At 71.4% G+C, this 14,145-nt stretch carries 16 protein-coding genes; 9 read left to right on the top strand and 7 right to left on the bottom strand.

Annotation, left to right across the window (positions count from 1 at the left end; translation table 11 throughout):
• Window positions 1–189: 189 nt before the first annotated feature.
• The 3 genes from AB0D99_RS18850 (at window position 190) to AB0D99_RS18860 (ending at window position 2,299) form a co-directional block, all read left to right on the top strand.
• Window positions 190–606 (top strand): peptidase inhibitor family I36 protein, encoded by a 417-nt coding sequence (locus AB0D99_RS18850; protein WP_362362800.1) that lies wholly within the window; start codon window positions 190–192, stop codon window positions 604–606.
• A 140-nt stretch (window positions 607–746) separates the two neighbouring features.
• Window positions 747–1,694, top strand: a complete 948-nt coding sequence (locus tag AB0D99_RS18855; protein ID WP_362362803.1) for a hypothetical protein — start codon at window positions 747–749, stop codon at window positions 1,692–1,694.
• Between the two features lie 200 nt (window positions 1,695–1,894).
• On the top strand, window positions 1,895–2,299 hold the full coding sequence (locus tag AB0D99_RS18860; protein WP_362362806.1) for a helix-turn-helix transcriptional regulator: 405 nt from the start codon (window positions 1,895–1,897) through the stop codon (window positions 2,297–2,299).
• 59 nt (window positions 2,300–2,358) lie between these two features.
• Here the strand turns inward: AB0D99_RS18860 and AB0D99_RS18865 are convergent, their stop codons facing one another.
• On the bottom strand, window positions 2,359–3,642 hold the full coding sequence (locus AB0D99_RS18865; protein ID WP_362362809.1) for a geranylgeranyl reductase family protein: 1,284 nt from the start codon (window positions 3,640–3,642) through the stop codon (window positions 2,359–2,361).
• Window positions 3,643–3,724: 82 nt separating this feature from the next.
• Window positions 3,725–4,444: a demethylmenaquinone methyltransferase gene (locus AB0D99_RS18870; RefSeq protein WP_362362811.1), complete on the bottom strand. Its 720-nt coding sequence runs from the start codon at window positions 4,442–4,444 to the stop codon at window positions 3,725–3,727.
• Window positions 4,445–4,604: 160 nt separating this feature from the next.
• On the opposite strand from AB0D99_RS18870, the gene AB0D99_RS18875 reads away from it, so the two are divergent.
• Window positions 4,605–5,135, top strand: a complete 531-nt coding sequence (locus AB0D99_RS18875; protein WP_362362814.1) for a SigE family RNA polymerase sigma factor — start codon at window positions 4,605–4,607, stop codon at window positions 5,133–5,135.
• An 8-nt stretch (window positions 5,136–5,143) separates the two neighbouring features.
• Window positions 5,144–5,953 (top strand): hypothetical protein, encoded by an 810-nt coding sequence (locus AB0D99_RS18880; protein ID WP_362362816.1) that lies wholly within the window; start codon window positions 5,144–5,146, stop codon window positions 5,951–5,953.
• A gap of 16 nt (window positions 5,954–5,969) precedes the next feature.
• Here the strand turns inward: AB0D99_RS18880 and AB0D99_RS18885 are convergent, their stop codons facing one another.
• The 3 genes from AB0D99_RS18885 to AB0D99_RS18895 are packed head-to-tail and all read right to left on the bottom strand — an operon-like array spanning window position 5,970 to window position 9,666.
• Window positions 5,970–6,620, bottom strand: coding sequence for a hypothetical protein (locus AB0D99_RS18885; RefSeq protein ID WP_362362819.1), 651 nt, complete (start codon window positions 6,618–6,620; stop codon window positions 5,970–5,972).
• 7 nt (window positions 6,621–6,627) lie between these two features.
• Window positions 6,628–7,827, bottom strand: coding sequence for a cyclic dehypoxanthinyl futalosine synthase (gene mqnC / locus AB0D99_RS18890; RefSeq protein WP_362362822.1), 1,200 nt, complete (start codon window positions 7,825–7,827; stop codon window positions 6,628–6,630).
• A gap of 60 nt (window positions 7,828–7,887) precedes the next feature.
• Window positions 7,888–9,666 (bottom strand): protein kinase, encoded by a 1,779-nt coding sequence (locus AB0D99_RS18895; RefSeq protein ID WP_362362825.1) that lies wholly within the window; start codon window positions 9,664–9,666, stop codon window positions 7,888–7,890.
• A 141-nt stretch (window positions 9,667–9,807) separates the two neighbouring features.
• Between AB0D99_RS18895 and AB0D99_RS18900 the strand changes: the two genes are divergently transcribed.
• Window positions 9,808–10,884: an alpha/beta fold hydrolase gene (locus tag AB0D99_RS18900; RefSeq protein ID WP_362362828.1), complete on the top strand. Its 1,077-nt coding sequence runs from the start codon at window positions 9,808–9,810 to the stop codon at window positions 10,882–10,884.
• 141 nt (window positions 10,885–11,025) lie between these two features.
• Here the strand turns inward: AB0D99_RS18900 and AB0D99_RS18905 are convergent, their stop codons facing one another.
• A complete protein-coding gene (locus AB0D99_RS18905) occupies window positions 11,026–11,886 on the bottom strand; it encodes a menaquinone biosynthesis protein (RefSeq protein WP_362362831.1) in 861 nt (286 codons plus the stop codon).
• A gap of 269 nt (window positions 11,887–12,155) precedes the next feature.
• Between AB0D99_RS18905 and AB0D99_RS18910 the strand changes: the two genes are divergently transcribed.
• On the top strand, window positions 12,156–12,359 hold the full coding sequence (locus AB0D99_RS18910) for a cold-shock protein (protein ID WP_003967102.1): 204 nt from the start codon (window positions 12,156–12,158) through the stop codon (window positions 12,357–12,359).
• A 134-nt stretch (window positions 12,360–12,493) separates the two neighbouring features.
• Window positions 12,494–12,922, top strand: a complete 429-nt coding sequence (locus tag AB0D99_RS18915) for a DUF1992 domain-containing protein (RefSeq protein ID WP_362362834.1) — start codon at window positions 12,494–12,496, stop codon at window positions 12,920–12,922.
• 85 nt (window positions 12,923–13,007) lie between these two features.
• Here the strand turns inward: AB0D99_RS18915 and AB0D99_RS18920 are convergent, their stop codons facing one another.
• Window positions 13,008–13,565, bottom strand: a complete 558-nt coding sequence (locus AB0D99_RS18920; protein ID WP_362362837.1) for a TIGR03086 family metal-binding protein — start codon at window positions 13,563–13,565, stop codon at window positions 13,008–13,010.
• A 112-nt stretch (window positions 13,566–13,677) separates the two neighbouring features.
• Here AB0D99_RS18920 and AB0D99_RS18925 point away from each other — a divergent pair, with 112 nt between their 5' ends.
• On the top strand, window positions 13,678–14,094 hold the full coding sequence (locus tag AB0D99_RS18925; protein ID WP_362362840.1) for a MarR family transcriptional regulator: 417 nt from the start codon (window positions 13,678–13,680) through the stop codon (window positions 14,092–14,094).
• The last annotated feature ends 51 nt before the right edge of the window (window positions 14,095–14,145 follow it).

Raw genomic sequence — 14,145 nt, forward strand, 5'->3', positions numbered from 1 at the left:
ATGGCCCCTGCGCGGGAACGGCCGGCGCCCGGCGGGCGGCTCGGCCCCGTCAGGATAGCCAGGGGTAGTCGTGCCGGTAACTGTCTCAACGGACAGTGGACTGAGCCCTGTTGGTGCTGTTCGCTCTTAAGGGCGGCCCACTCGGGTCGCACACACCACACCAGCACCAGCGATATGAAAGGCACCACCATGCAGCGCACTGCCATCCGTCGCGTCGCCGCCACGGCGATCGCGCTCGCCGCCATCGGCGCGGGCGCCCTCGCCACCGCGGGTTCCGCCGCGGCGGCCACCGGCAAGAACGGCGTTCTGGAGAGCGGCGAGTTCGGCCTGTACTACAACTCCTCCCTGGGAGGGGCGGTGTTCGACCTGTACGTCTCGGACTCCAACTTCTCGGGCGACACCTTCCCCGGCCCGGGTGCCGGTGCGGGCCAGTCCGTCAACGACAACACGGCCTCCTACTGGAACCGCGACTCGAACGTCTGGTGGGTCTACACCGACGCCAACGCCGGCGGTGTCGAGGGCAGCCTGCCCGTCGGCCACATCGGCAACGCCTCGACGACGTTCAAGAACAAGATCTCCTCGGCCTACTACTACAAGGCCCGTTGATCAGCACTGATCCACCCGTCGGACAGCCCTTAGGCATCGCCGGCGACGCATGACACAGGAGCCGTTGCTCTGCCCGAAAGAGGCGGGCAGAGCAACGGCTCCGCCCATGGTAGCCACGCACATTCCTCTGGAGCAGCCCCATGCGCCCACTCGCCACGCGCGCCTCCGTCCTTCTGCTGAGCGCCGCGCTCCTCACCGCCTGTTCCTCGTCGGACTCCGGTGGCGGCGACGCCAAGAGCGAGCCCGAGATCGGCGCGGTGCCCAAGCTGCTCCGGACAGCGGAGCTCTCGTACCCGATGGACACGTACGAGACCACTCCCGAACAGCTGCAGCAGCTCCAGAAGGCCCAGAACCGGCTGATCAGCCAGTGCATGCAGCGGTTCGGCTTCACCTACGAGCCGCCCCCGCCCGTCCAGTCGGGCCGCGGGTCCGGATCCGACGACACCCGCTACGGCCTCACGGACCCCGACAAGGCGGCTCGCTACGGCTACGACAGCCGCGCCGGCGCCGCGCCGCCCGTGAAGCCGCCGGCCCCCTCCCTCGGAGCCACCGGACAACTCGCCCTGAGCGGACCGGACCTCAAGCAGGGCGCCGCTCAGCCGATGAGCTGGGAAGAGGCGCAGAAGGCGGACAGCGGCAAGACCGTCAACGGGCAGAAGGTGCCCATCGGAGGCTGCAACCGGGAGAGTTATCTCAAGCTCTACGCGCCGAAGAAGGGCGCGGTCGACGTCATGTTCGTCTTCAACGTGACCGCCGACGCCTTCACCCGCGCCCGTGACGACTCCCGCGTCGCCGAGGCGATCACGGCATGGTCGGCGTGCATGGCCGAGAAGGGGTACAAGGCCGACGATCCCGTGAGCCCCCAGGAGGACCTCGGGATCGCCTCGGGCGCCCTCGGATCCCCGAAGGCCGTCGCCGCCGCCAAGCAGGATGTCGCCTGCAAGGAACGAGCCAACCTTGTCGGCGTCTGGTTCACGGTCGAGTCCGCCTATCAGCAGCGGAACGTCGAGCAGAACGCGGAGACCCTGAACCAGGCGAAGACCGAGCTGGAAGAGCGTTTGAAGCTGGCGAACACGCTGAACGGCTGATCGGCCGCAGCACCCGGACCGGCCGGAAACCGACTGCTCGGAATGTCGGTTTCCGGCCGTTCGGACGAGGACCATCAGGCGAGACGGGCGATGGATTCCGCCTCGATGGGGGTTACGGTCACTGGCGCGACGCCGCGCCGTCGCACCGTGCGCGCCGTGGCACGGCGCGCAACGAATGCCGTCTCTGGGGGGGGACAGACATGCATCGTCATGGCCAGTACTGCGACCCGGCACGTCCTGCGGAGGGCGCCGAGGAGAGATCGGCGCGGGTGAACCCCGTCACCGCCGCCTTACAACTCCTGGACCTCCTGACCGATCGCGAGAGGGAAGTGCTCTCGGCCATGCCCGGCGGCGAGTCCAACACGGACCTCGCCGCACGGCTCGGCATCACCGAACGCACCGTCAAGTTCCATGTCACGAACATGCGCGAGAAGCTGGGCGGCCTCTCCCGTCTCCAGCTCCACCTGCTGGCGCTCCTCGCGGAGATCGTCTGGCCGGGCCGTCTTTGTCGCCCCGCGGGAGCCGGGCGAGCGGCACAGACGACGAGCGTGATCTCCCGGGGGCTGCTGCCGAGGCGCACGGCGGAGGTCGGCACCTACCCGTGAGACGAGGATGCCCCCGACGCAGCGCGTCGGGGGCATCACCGTTCGCGGGCGGCGCCGGCTCAGGCCTTCGGGGCCACCTTCGACAGGCCGTTGATGATCCGGTCCATCGCGTCGCCGCCGGTCGGGTCCGTCAGGTTCGCGAGCATCTTCAGCGTGAACTTCATCAGGACCGGGTGGGTCAGACCGCGCTGCGTCGCGATCTTCATGATCTTCGGGTTGCCGATGATCTTCACGAAGGCACGGCCGAGCGTGTAGTAGCCGCCGTAGGTGTCCTTGAGGATCTTCGGGTAGTTGTGCAGGGCCAGTTCGCGCTGGGCCGGGGTCGACCGGGCGTGCGCCTGCACGATGACATCGGCCGCGATCTGGCCCGACTCCATGGCGTACGCGATGCCCTCGCCGTTGAACGGGTTGACCAGTCCGCCCGCGTCACCGACGAGCAGCAGGCCCTTGGTGTAGTGCGGCTGCCGGTTGAACGCCATCGGCAGCGCGGCGCCGCGGATCGGGATCGTCATGTTCTCCGGGGTGAAGCCCCAGTCCTCCGGCATCGAGGCGCACCACGCCTTGAGGACCTCACGCCAGTCCAGCTCGCGGAACGCGGAGGACGAGTTGAGGATGCCGAGGCCGACGTTGGACGTGCCGTCGCCCATGCCGAAGATCCAGCCGTAGCCCGGCAGCAGCCGGTCCTGCGGGCCGCGCCGGTCCCACAGCTCCAGCCAGGACTCCAGGTAGTCGTCGTCGTGGCGGGGGCTGGTGAAGTACGTCCGTACCGCCACACCCATCGGCCGGTCCTCGCGCCGGTGCAGACCCATGGCGAGCGAGAGCCGCGTCGAGTTGCCGTCGGCGGCGACGACGAGCGGCGCGTGGAAGGTGACCTCGCGCTTCTCCTCGCCGAGCTTCGCGGTCACCCCGGTGATCCGGCCCGTGCGGTCGTCGATGATCGGGGCACCGACGTTGCAGCGCTCGTACAGCCGCGCGCCGGCCTTCTGCGCCTGCCGGGCGAGCTGCTCGTCGAAGTCGTCCCGCTTGCGGACGAGTCCGTAGTCCGGGTACGAGGCGAGGTCCGGCCAGTCGAGCTGGAGCCGGACTCCGCCGCCGATGATGCGCAGGCCCTTGTTGCGCAGCCAGCCGGCCTCCTCGGAGATGTCGATCCCCATGGCGACGAGCTGCTTGGTGGCGCGCGGGGTGAGCCCGTCGCCGCAGACCTTCTCGCGGGGGAACGCGGTCTTCTCCAGGAGCAGGACGTCGAGTCCGGCCTTGGCCAGGTAGTACGCGGTCGTGGAGCCGGCCGGGCCTGCCCCGACGACGATCACATCTGCGCTGTGCTCGGAGAGGGGCTCGGTCACGGCGTGGTCTCCCGAAGGGTCGAGGGAAGGTCGGTCGAAGTCTATTGCGCGGGCCCCCGGACCCTCGGGCCCGGGATGCCCGTCATGACCCTGCGGTCCGGGCGGACTCCTGGAGCTTGAAGCCCCGGTGCATCGCCACCACGCCGCCGGTCAGGTTGCGCCAGGCCACCTTGGACCAGCCGGCCTTCTGCAGCAGCCCCGCGAGAGCCGGCTGGTCGGGCCAGGACTGGATGGACTCGGCGAGGTAGACGTACGCGTCCGGGTTGGACGACACCGCCCGGGCCACCGGCGGCAGCGCGCGCATCAGGTACTCCTCGTACACCGTGCGGAACGGCTTCCAGGTCGGGTGCGAGAACTCGCAGATCACCACGCGGCCGCCGGGCTTCGTCACCCGGTACAGCTCGCGCAGCGCCCCTTCGGTGTCCTGGATGTTGCGCAGCCCGAAGGAGATCGTCACCGCGTCGAAGACGTCGTCGCGGAACGGGAGCCTCGTCCCGTCGCCGGCGGTGAACGGCATCCACGGGTGGCGCTCCTTGCCGACCCGGAGCATCCCGATCGAGAAGTCGCAGGGCACGACGTAGGCCCCGGCGCGGGCGAAGGGCTGCGAGGAGGTGGCCGTCCCGGCCGCCAGGTCCAGGATCCGCTGCGCGGGCCGGGCGTCGACCGCCTTCGCGACCTCCTTGCGCCAGCGCCGGTCCTGACCGAGCGAGAGCACGTCGTTGGTGAGGTCGTAGTTCGCCGCCACGTCGTCGAACATCGAGGCGACTTCGTGCGGCTGCTTGTCCAGGGATGCTCGGGTCACCCGGCCATTGTGGCAGCCCGCGCCCGACGGCCTTCGGGAGCCCTCCGGGGCCGCCGGGGATTCGTCGAAAAATTCCTCTCAACCTTTTCCGGGGCGGCGGACTCAAGGAGGGGTGACAGTCGGGCAGCGAGGGGACGACCCCCAGGGACGGAGGAGCGCGATGCAGGCACCGCACGGCTCGGACGAGGCGTTCGAGGAGTTCGCCCGCGCCGGGCAGACGCGGCTGTACCGCACGGCGTACCTGCTCTGCGGCGACGCCGAGACCGCCCGCGACCTCACCCAGACCACGCTCGCCAAGCTGTTCCAGCACTGGCGCCGGGCCGGCACGGCCGAGTACCCGCACGCCTACGCCAAGACCGTACTGACCCGCACCTTCCTCGCCGAGCGACGCCGCCGACTGCGCGACCTGCTCGCCTTCACCAAGACCGGCGGGCTCGGCCCCGCGCCGGCGGCGGAGCACGCCGACCTCCGGGTCACCCTGCTCGCCGCGCTCGCCGAGCTCCCGCCCAGAGCCCGCGCCATGGTCGTCCTGCGGTACTGGGAGGACCTCAGTGTGGAGACCGTCGCCTCGCTCCTGCGCTGCAGCGAGGCGACGGTCAAAAGCACCTGCTCACGCTCGCTCGCGCGGCTCCGCGACCGTCTCGGCGAGGCGCACCTCTACGCCACCGACCACCACGCCACCGGAAGGTGAGGCCCCCAGTGGACGACGCCACACTGCTCAAGAGCGCCATGGACCGGACGACCGAAGACCTTCCACCGCTCCCCGACCTCGCCCCGGTCGCCATCGCGCAGGGACGCAGACGACGCGCCCGGGCCCGCCTCGCCACCGTCGGCGGCGTCTTCGGCACGGTGACCGCCGCCGCCCTCGGCCTGAGCCTGCTGCCGGGACCCGGCACCGGGGTGGCGATGCCCGCCGCGCCCCCGGTCGCCTTCCCGTCGGCCTACCACACCCCCGTACGGATCGCCCCGACACCGGGCCAGGACGCCCCGGAGCCGGAGACCGGGGCCGAGGCGGAGCGGCGCGCCCAGTTCCAGCAGCAGGCCGCCGCGCTCCTGGACGAACTGCTGCCGCCCACCGTGACGGAGATCCGCCCGGTGGAAGGCCAGGTCTCCCTCTACCAGCTCACCTCGGCGGGCCGGACGTTCACCGCGACCCTGTCCGTACGCCCTGCGGAGGGACAGGCCCTCCAGCCCTGCCGGAGCGACCCGGCCAAGCGGATGGCCTGCGAGAAGGCCGACCTCGGCGGGGGCCGCACGGCACAGGCGTACTCGATGGCGGTCAACGAGATCGACACCATGGGCGCGATGGTCACGCTCGCCTACGGCCGCAGCCATGTCCTCTTCTCCGTCGGCCCCGCCGACGGAACGGACGGGAAGACCGCGGCCTCGGCTCCGGTGACGGCGGATCAGCTGCTGACCGTGGTCCGCGACGACCGCTTCACGGACCTGGTGAAGTACGCCGACGAGAACCCGGTCCAGGAGAAGTCCACACCGGTCAGGGGCGGCTGACCGTCACCGGCACCCGCTAGCGACGACGGAAGACCAGGCGGCCGCCGAGAACGGTGGCGACGCAGGTGCCGGCACCACGGGCCACCAGATCGGCCTCGTCCGCCACGTCGAAGACCGCCAGATCGGCGGGTTCGCCCACCGCCAGCGGACCGTGGACCGTGCCGTCCAGGTCGTGCCCCTCCACGAAGGGGTCCAGATCCGGGCCGTCCCAGACCGGCGGCGCCAGGAACGGCGCGTTCGGCACCTCTCGCAGCCCGACCCGGCCCACGGCCTGCCGGACCCCCGACCGGGGCCCGAGCCCCACATGGGTCGTCCCGTGGGCCAGCATCCGCTGGATACCACGCCGCACGCTGCCCGCCATCCGGGCCCCGTCGGGCGCGAGGGCGTCGAAGGCCGGACCCGCGACGGGGGCGGTGCCCAGCTCGTCCGCCTCACGCGGGTCCGGGTGGTACACGCGTGTGAGCAGCCAGTGCCCGTGCCACTGCCGCAGCCCCGGAGTCAGGACGCCCGGCCAGCGGCGGACCCGCGCGGCCGGGAACGCCCCGGCCACCTCCTCGTACGGGCCGAGGGCCACGATCTCCGCGTCCCGGACGAGCACCGCGCCAGCGGGGACGGGGGCCCGCCCGCCGCCCGGCAGCAGTACATCCGCCGCGTGAACCGTCAGCACGGGAAGGTCAGTTGGCGTTCAGGAGCTTCAGCTCCGGGTGCGCCGTACCGCCGGCGATGGCCGTGGAGGAGATGTGCGAGGCGACCCGCTCGTCGACCGGGTCGTTCGCCGGGTCGTCGTGGACCACGAGGTGCTCGTACGTCGTGGAACGCTGCGCCGGGACGCGGTCCGCCGTACGGATCATGTCGATCATCTCGCGCAGGTTGGAGCGGTGCTTGGCGCCCGCCGAGGAGACGACGTTCTCCTCCAGCATGATCGAGCCCAGGTCGTCCGCGCCGTAGTGCAGGGTCAGCTGGCCGATCTCCTTGCCCGTGGTCAGCCAGGAGCCCTGGATGTGGGCGATGTTGTCCATGAACAGCCGGGAGATCGCGATCATCCGCAGGTACTCGAAGAGCGTGGCCTGCGTACGGCCCTTGAGGTGGTTGTTCTCGGGCTGGTAGGTGTACGGGATGAAGGCCCGGAAGCCACCCGTCCGGTCCTGCACGTCGCGGATCATCCGCAGGTGCTCGATGCGCTCCGCGTTCGTCTCGCCGGTGCCCATCAGCATCGTGGACGTCGACTCCACTCCGAGACCGTGCGCGATCTCCATGATCTCCAGCCACCGCTCGCCGCTCTCCTTGAGCGGGGCGATCGCCTTGCGTGGGCGCTCCGGCAGCAGTTCGGCGCCGGCGCCGGCGAAGGAGTCGAGACCGGCCGCGTGGATGCGGGTGATCGCCTCCTCGACGGAGACGCCGGAGATCTTGGCCATGTGCTCGACCTCGGACGCGCCGAGGGAGTGGATGACCAGCTGCGGGAAGTCCTTCTTGATGGCGGCGAAGTGCTTCTCGTAGTACTCGACGCCGAAGTCCGGGTGGTGCCCGCCCTGGAACATGATCTGCGTGCCGCCGAGCTCCACGGTCTCCGCGCAGCGGCGCAGGATGTCGTCGAGGTCCCGGGTCCAGCCCTTGGCGGTGTCCTTCGGCGGCGCGTAGAAGGCGCAGAACTTGCACGCCGTCACACAGACGTTGGTGTAGTTGATGTTCCGCTCGATGATGTACGTCGCGATGTGCTCCGTCCCCGCGTAGCGGCGACGGCGTACGGCATCGGCGGCCGCGCCGAGCGCGTGCAGCGGCGCCGACCGGTAGAGGTCGAGCGCCTCCTCGGGGGTGATCCGGCCACCCTCCGCGGCGCGGTCGAGGACGGACTGGAGGTCGGCCTTCTGGGTCACCGGCTGAGTCCCTTTCGGAGGGTGGAAACTAAGGACTGAGCCAGCCTACGCCAGCGCTTCTCATGACTTCCGCAGGGTGCCGCTAGGCCGGCCGGCGGCCTCCTCGTCGGAACGGTAGGCGAGGGTGCCGTCGGGGTTGCGGGTCAGGGTGAACGTCGACGTGCCGGTGGTGCAGAAACCCGCCGTGCCCGGGCGGTCGGGATCCGTACGGTCGGCGATGTTCAGCTCGGTGGCGGTCGCCGAGGTCAGCTTGCCGAGGCCGTGACAGCGGACGGTGGTGCCGAGGACGCTGACGGTGTGGGTGGTACGGACGACGTCCTTGCCGGTGCCGCCCTGGGAGACCACGACGGTGAAGTCCCCGTGCGGGGAGCCGTTGCGCTCGGTGGTGGGTCCGGTCCAGGTGCCGAGGAACGCCTCCGGGACGGAGCCGGAGGGCGTGGCGGTGGGAGCGGAGGTCGCGGCGGGCGGATTCGTCCTGCTCCCACCGCCGTCGCTCGCGTCGGCTCCCCGCCGGCCGCCCGGCATCAGCTCGAAGAGGTACCCCGCCCCCAGGGTGACGGCGGCGAGCGCCCCCGCCACGGCGAGCGCCACGGTGCAGCTGACGCGCCGGCCCGCGGCGACCGAGAGCGTGGCCTGCCGCCGCCGGGTCCCGTCGCCCTCGGGGGCGGTGTGCCCCTGTCCGGCCGGGGTGGCGAAGCCGCCGGGGGCGGGCGCGACCGGCGGCCCGAAGACGCCGGGCTCGACGGCCGGCCGCCCGGACGGACCCGCCGTCCCGGCCACCGCGTCGGACGCCAGGGCCGCCGGCGGGCCGAAGACGCCCGACGGCGGGCCGGTCGGCGCGTCCCCGGGGGCCGGCGCCCACACCGAAGGGGCGGTGAAGGGAACGGGACCCGACACGTTCGGGTCCGGCGAGGCACCGGGGAACGGCGGGATCGCTCCCGTGCCCGCGTCGAAGTCCAGCAGCCGTACGGCGGTCCGGCTGATCTCCTCCACCAGCGGGCCCGGCAGCCAGCCGCCCGCGACCAGCGCCGCCGCCCCGCGCGGGGCGAGCGCCGCCGCGACCGCGCCCGGGGCGGGACGAGCCCCCGGGTCCTTCGCGAGGCAGGACGCCACCAGCTCCCGCAGCTCCCCCGACAGCGCGCCCAGCTCGGGCTCCTCGTGGACGACCTTGTAGAGCAGGGCGGCGGAGGTGTCGCCCGGGAAGGGCGGGGCGCCCGTCGCCACGTACGCGAGGACCGCGCCGAGCGAGAAGACGTCGGAGGCTCCGGTCGCCCCGTCGCCCAGGATCTGCTCGGGCGCCATGTAGCCGGGCGAGCCGATGGAGACCCCGGTCGCGGTGAGCGACGCCGTGCCGTCCGTGGCCCGCGCGATGCCGAAGTCGATGAGCCGGGGGCCCTCCAGGGTGGCGAGCACGTTGGAGGGCTTCACATCACGGTGGACCAGGCCGAGGCCGTGCACGCCCGCCAGCGCCTCGGCCAGGCCGGCGCCGAGGGTCCGTACCGTGTGCGCGGGCAGCGGGCCGACCGCCTCCACCGCTCGGGTGAGCGTCGGCCCGGCGACGTACCCGGTGGCGACCCACGGCACCGCCGCCTCCGGGTCGGCGTCCAGGACCGGCGCGGTCCACTCCCCGCCGACCAGCCGGGCTGCCTCCACCTCACGCCGGAACCGGGCCCGGAACTGCTCGTCCAGGGCGAAGTGCGGATGCACGATCTTCACGGCCACGGTCCTGCCGCCCTCGTTGCGGGCCAGGTAGACGCGCCCCATGCCGCCGGAGCCGAGACGGCCGAGGATCCGGTAGGCGCCGATGGACCTGGGTTCCCCTGCTTCGAGCGGCTGCATGTCTCCCCTTCCGGCAGCGCACGGCCCTTCGTGGGCCGGATCACCACGATTCGGAACCGTACCCAGCCAACCGATCCCCCACCACGTCCCTCCTCTTCTCCGTAATACGTCGCAGTGTCCGAAGCACCCCGGAGTCACCCGATGACACGCCTCCCCAGGACCACGAGGAACCCCGCCGCCCCCCGGGTCCGCAGGCTCCTCGCCGCCGCTCTCGCCCTCGGTGTCACGGCCGCTCTCGTCGCCGGCTGCTCGGACGAGGGGGCTCCCGTCACCTTCGACACTCCGAGATCCACGGCGAAGGCCGACACCGCGGGGGCGCCGAGGACTCCGCGATCACCCGGGGCGAACGGCCCGGAGACCGTCCTGCCCACCGGCCCGAGGGCGAGCTTCACCACGGCCAACACCCTCGACGACGGCACCAAGATCGGCGTCACCACGCTCAAGGGCGCCAAGTCCGGCTTCACGGGCAGGGTGTGGGTGTGGGCGCCGAAGCAGTATTTCGACCCGAAGTACGCGGAAAGCGGCTTCCCGGTCCTCGTCGCACTGCCGGGCGGCAACGGCTATCCGGTGAATTACTGGATGGGTACCGACCTCAAACTCCAGTCCAGCATCAGCACATGGGCGCAGGAAGGGAAAAGCCTTCCGTTCATTGTCGTGATGCCGGTACTCAACCCGGACGACACGTACTACTACGACGGCAGCGATATACCCGGGCAGCCCAGAATGGGGACCTGGCTCGCCGAGGACGTTCCCGATTTCGTCCGGGCGAATTTCCGCACCTTCGCGTCCCGTGACGGCTGGGCGTTCATGGGCTCGTCCTCCGGCGGCTTCGCCGGGCTGAAGGCGGTGCTCCAGCACCCCGACAAGTTCAAGGCCGTCATCGCGTCCGGCCCCGACACCGTCCCCGACTCCCCGCTGTGGGCGGGCCACGAGGCACAGCGGCAGGCGAACAACCCGGAGAAGCTCGCCGAGGCGCTCGGCGCGAAGCCGGACACCGAGGCGAACCGGGTCTACCTGGCGTTCCAGATCGGGACGGAGGAGTCGGGCGAGCCGCGGCTGAGGTCCTTCATGAGGAGCTTCACGAAGGGCCCGGTGAAGACCCGCCTCCAGGTCATCCAGGGCGGCGGGCACAACGCCAAGGGCTACATCAGGGGCATGGGGGACGGCTCGATGGAGTGGATCAGCCGGCAGATGCAGGGGCCGGTGCCCTCCGCCTGACGCTCGGGGCGTGACGCTCGGGACCCTGGCGCTCGGGGCGTGACGCTCCCGGCCCCGACGCTCGGGGGTGATGCTCCGGCCCCCGACGCTCGGGACCCTGACGCTCCGGCCCCCGACGCTCCGCACCCTGACGCTCCGGCCTCAGGCGAGCAGGTCCACCTTCACGTCCGCCGGGAAGCCGGTCGTCGGACCGGTCCGGCGGGCGAACTCGCGCACCCCCGCCAGCTGCTCGGGCCCGAAGCGGAAGTCCAGTGTCCGGAAGTACCGCTCCAGGAGCTCCGCGTCGAAGGACTCCCAGCGCGCGGCCTGCTCCGCGACCTTGGCGACCTCCACCAGCGACAGGTCACGCGAGGCCAGGAACGCGTCGTGGACCTCGCGCACCGTCTCCGGCTCGCGGACCAGGAAGTCCTTGCGCGCCGCCCACACCGCGAAGACGAACGGCAGGCCCGTCCACTCCTTCCACATCAGCCCCAGATCGTGGACGTCCAGGCCGAGCCGCGGGGCGTCGTGCAGGGAGGCCCGCAGGGCGGCGTCGCCGATCAGGACGGCGGCCTCCGCCTCCTGCATCATCAGCCCGAGGTCGGGCGGGCACGTGTAGTAGTCGGGCCGCACGTCGTACCGCTCGGCGAGCAGCAGCTGCGCGAGCCTGACGGAGGTGCGGGACGTGGACCCGAGCGCCACCCTCGCCCCGTCCAGCTGCGCCAGGGGACGCTGGGAGACGATCACGCAGGACATGACGGGGCCGTCGCAGCCCACGGCGATGTCCGGCAGGGCGACGAGATCGTCCGCGTTGCGGAGGTACTCCACGAGGGTGATCGGCCCGATGTCGAGGTGGCCCCGCACCAGCCGCTCGCTGAGCTTCTCCGGGGTGTCCTTCGTCAGCTCCAGGTCGAGGAGCGTTCCGGTACGGGCCAGGCCCCAGTACAGGGGCAGACAGTTCAGGAACTGAATGTGTCCGACACGGGGCCGGCTGCGCTGGTGGTCATCGGTTGCATTGTCCACATCGCGAGGCTAGCCCCGTCTCGTACGGTGGACATCGCCGGGGCACGCGTGGCGCCGCGTCAGCACATCAGATGCACGTCAAACGTGTGGGTGACGTGATCTTTCCCTCTAGTGCGGCGGACACCCTGCGTGCTACGCTCATCGCAAGTTGCAGTTTGGTTTCCCTTGCAGTACAGAGCCTGCGGAGCATGTGACCCGCAGGCTTTTGTAGTTTTCAGACTTGTTTGCAGGTTCTGGAGCAGGGCAACCCTTTGGCCCAAGGAGGGCTTATGGCTACCGGAACCGTCAAGTGGTTCAACGCTGAAAAGGGCTTCGGCTTCATCGCCCAGGACGGCGGCGGCCCGGATGTCTTCGTCCACTACTCCGCGATCAACGCGTCCGGGTTCCGCTCCCTCGAGGAGAACCAGGTCGTGAACTTCGACGTCACGCAGGGTCCGAAGGGCCCGCAGGCGGAGAACGTCACCCCGGCCTAAGTTGCCCGGGTCGGCGATCGCGCACGGCTAGAGAAGTACCCAAGGAGCCCCGCTCCGTGCCTTCGGGCACGAGCGGGGCTCCTGCCTTTTTTCACCCCCTCCCCCACCGCCCGCGCCCCTCGTAGTCTGGTCGTATGACCGAACGCAAACCGCCGGGCGTCAGCTTCGAGTCGTTCGTGGACAAGCAGATCCGCGAGGCCGCCGAGCGCGGCGAGTTCAAGAAGCTGGCGGGCTTCGGAAAGCCGCTCGACGACGACAACGCCCCGTACGACGCGTTGTGGTGGATCAAGAGCAAGATGCACCGCGAGGGCGCGGCGGTCCTGCCGCCGTCGCTGGCCCTGCGCAAGGAGGCCGAGGACGCGGTGGAGGCCATCGGCCGGGCGGTGTCGGAGTCACAGGTGCGCCGGATCGTGGGCGAGATCAACACCAAGATCGCCGAAGCGGTGGCCCGGCCGCCGGCGGGGCCACCGCTGAACCTGCACCCGTTCGACATGGAGGAGACCCTGGCGGACTGGCGGGCGCGGCGGGAAGAGCCGTCGGACCGCGAGCGGCGGGACGCGTAGGGGCGGACGCGTAGGGGCGGACGCGTAGGGGCGGACGCGTAGGCGTCGCCGGGGTCACGGAGAGTTGTGCGGCCCGTCGCCGGGGTCACGGGTGCCGGCCGAGGGCCGCGAGGATCCGGTCGAACGTCCCGGCCCCCGGAGGCAGGGGGATCCCGGGGCCGAAGGGGCTGTCCGGGGTGAGCCGGGTGGCGCCGTCCGGGACGGAGAGCGCGATCGGCAGCGCGACGTCGAGGACATCGGGGCCGGGGGCGTACGGGAGATCCAGGCCGCGGGCCACGTCCCAGCCGTGGACGACGTAGTCGACGAGGTGGAAGCCCACGGCCCGGCCGGCCGGGAAGGTCCGGTCGACCGTGAACTCGGGCAGGAGGAAGGGCCGGTCAGGGCCGTCCAGGGCCGCGAAGGCGGCGAGGACGTGCTCGGCGGCCTCGGCGTACCGCGCGACGCCGTCGGCGGACGCGGTCACCGGGACGACGGACCAGTGGGCGAGCTTCGCGCCGTCGCCGCGGGCGGCGGCGGCGAACCCGCGGTGCTGCGCCGTCATATGGGCGAGCAGATCCGCGACCGTCCAGCCGGCGCAGGGCGTCGCCCGGCCGAGGTCACCGGGAGCGACCCGCTCCACCAGGGCGACGCTGTCGCGGATCACGCGCGCGTGGAGGAGCCGTAACCGCGCAAAGGGTCCCTGAGCTTGCCAAGTAATACGCATGTGCTGACGATCTGCTCGCGCGTATGAATTGTCAACGGGTATTTTCGTGGCCATGGAAGAGCCCCGCCCCGATCTCGCCGCGATGGTCGTGCCGCTGGGCCGCACCCTGCTGGCGGCGGAGCAGCCGGTCCTGGACGCCCACGGCGTGACGATGTGGGCCTACGCCGTCCTGCTGCACCTCGACGAGACCCCCATCCGCACCCAGGCCGCGCTGGCCGAGGCCATCCGGGCGGACAAGACCCGGATCATCGCGGTCCTCGACGACCTGGAGACACGCGGCCTGATCGAACGCCGCCCCGACCCGCAGGACCGCCGGGCGCGCCTGCTCTCCCTCACGCGCGAGGGCCGCGAGCTGCGGGACGGCATCCGGTCCGAGATCCGGGAGGGCGAGGAACGCCTGCTCGCCCGGCTCCCGGCGGGCGACCGGGAGACGTTCGTCCGAGCCCTGCGGATCCTGGCCACCGAGTAGGTGAACTCGGCCGGCTCCCGGCCGCGCGGCCCGTCGCCGGCGCCTCCTCGA

The organism is Streptomyces sp. NPDC047971 (assembly GCF_040653355.1).
In the GTDB taxonomy this organism is placed as follows: domain Bacteria; phylum Actinomycetota; class Actinomycetes; order Streptomycetales; family Streptomycetaceae; genus Streptomyces.

Excerpts from the sequence above, each read along its gene's own strand:
- AB0D99_RS18910 (WP_003967102.1), top strand. The coding sequence starts at position 12,156 with ATGGCTACCGGAACCGTCAAGTGGTTCAACGCTGAAAAGGGCTTCGGC.
- AB0D99_RS18850 (WP_362362800.1), top strand. The coding sequence starts at position 190 with ATGCAGCGCACTGCCATCCGTCGCGTCGCCGCCACGGCGATCGCGCTC.
- AB0D99_RS18875 (WP_362362814.1), top strand. The coding sequence starts at position 4,605 with ATGCAGGCACCGCACGGCTCGGACGAGGCGTTCGAGGAGTTCGCCCGC.
- AB0D99_RS18915 (WP_362362834.1), top strand. The coding sequence starts at position 12,494 with ATGACCGAACGCAAACCGCCGGGCGTCAGCTTCGAGTCGTTCGTGGAC.
- AB0D99_RS18925 (WP_362362840.1), top strand. The coding sequence starts at position 13,678 with ATGGAAGAGCCCCGCCCCGATCTCGCCGCGATGGTCGTGCCGCTGGGC.
- AB0D99_RS18895 (WP_362362825.1), bottom strand. The coding sequence starts at position 9,666 with ATGCAGCCGCTCGAAGCAGGGGAACCCAGGTCCATCGGCGCCTACCGG.
- AB0D99_RS18900 (WP_362362828.1), top strand. The coding sequence starts at position 9,808 with ATGACACGCCTCCCCAGGACCACGAGGAACCCCGCCGCCCCCCGGGTC.
- AB0D99_RS18860 (WP_362362806.1), top strand. The coding sequence starts at position 1,895 with ATGCATCGTCATGGCCAGTACTGCGACCCGGCACGTCCTGCGGAGGGC.
- AB0D99_RS18855 (WP_362362803.1), top strand. The coding sequence starts at position 747 with ATGCGCCCACTCGCCACGCGCGCCTCCGTCCTTCTGCTGAGCGCCGCG.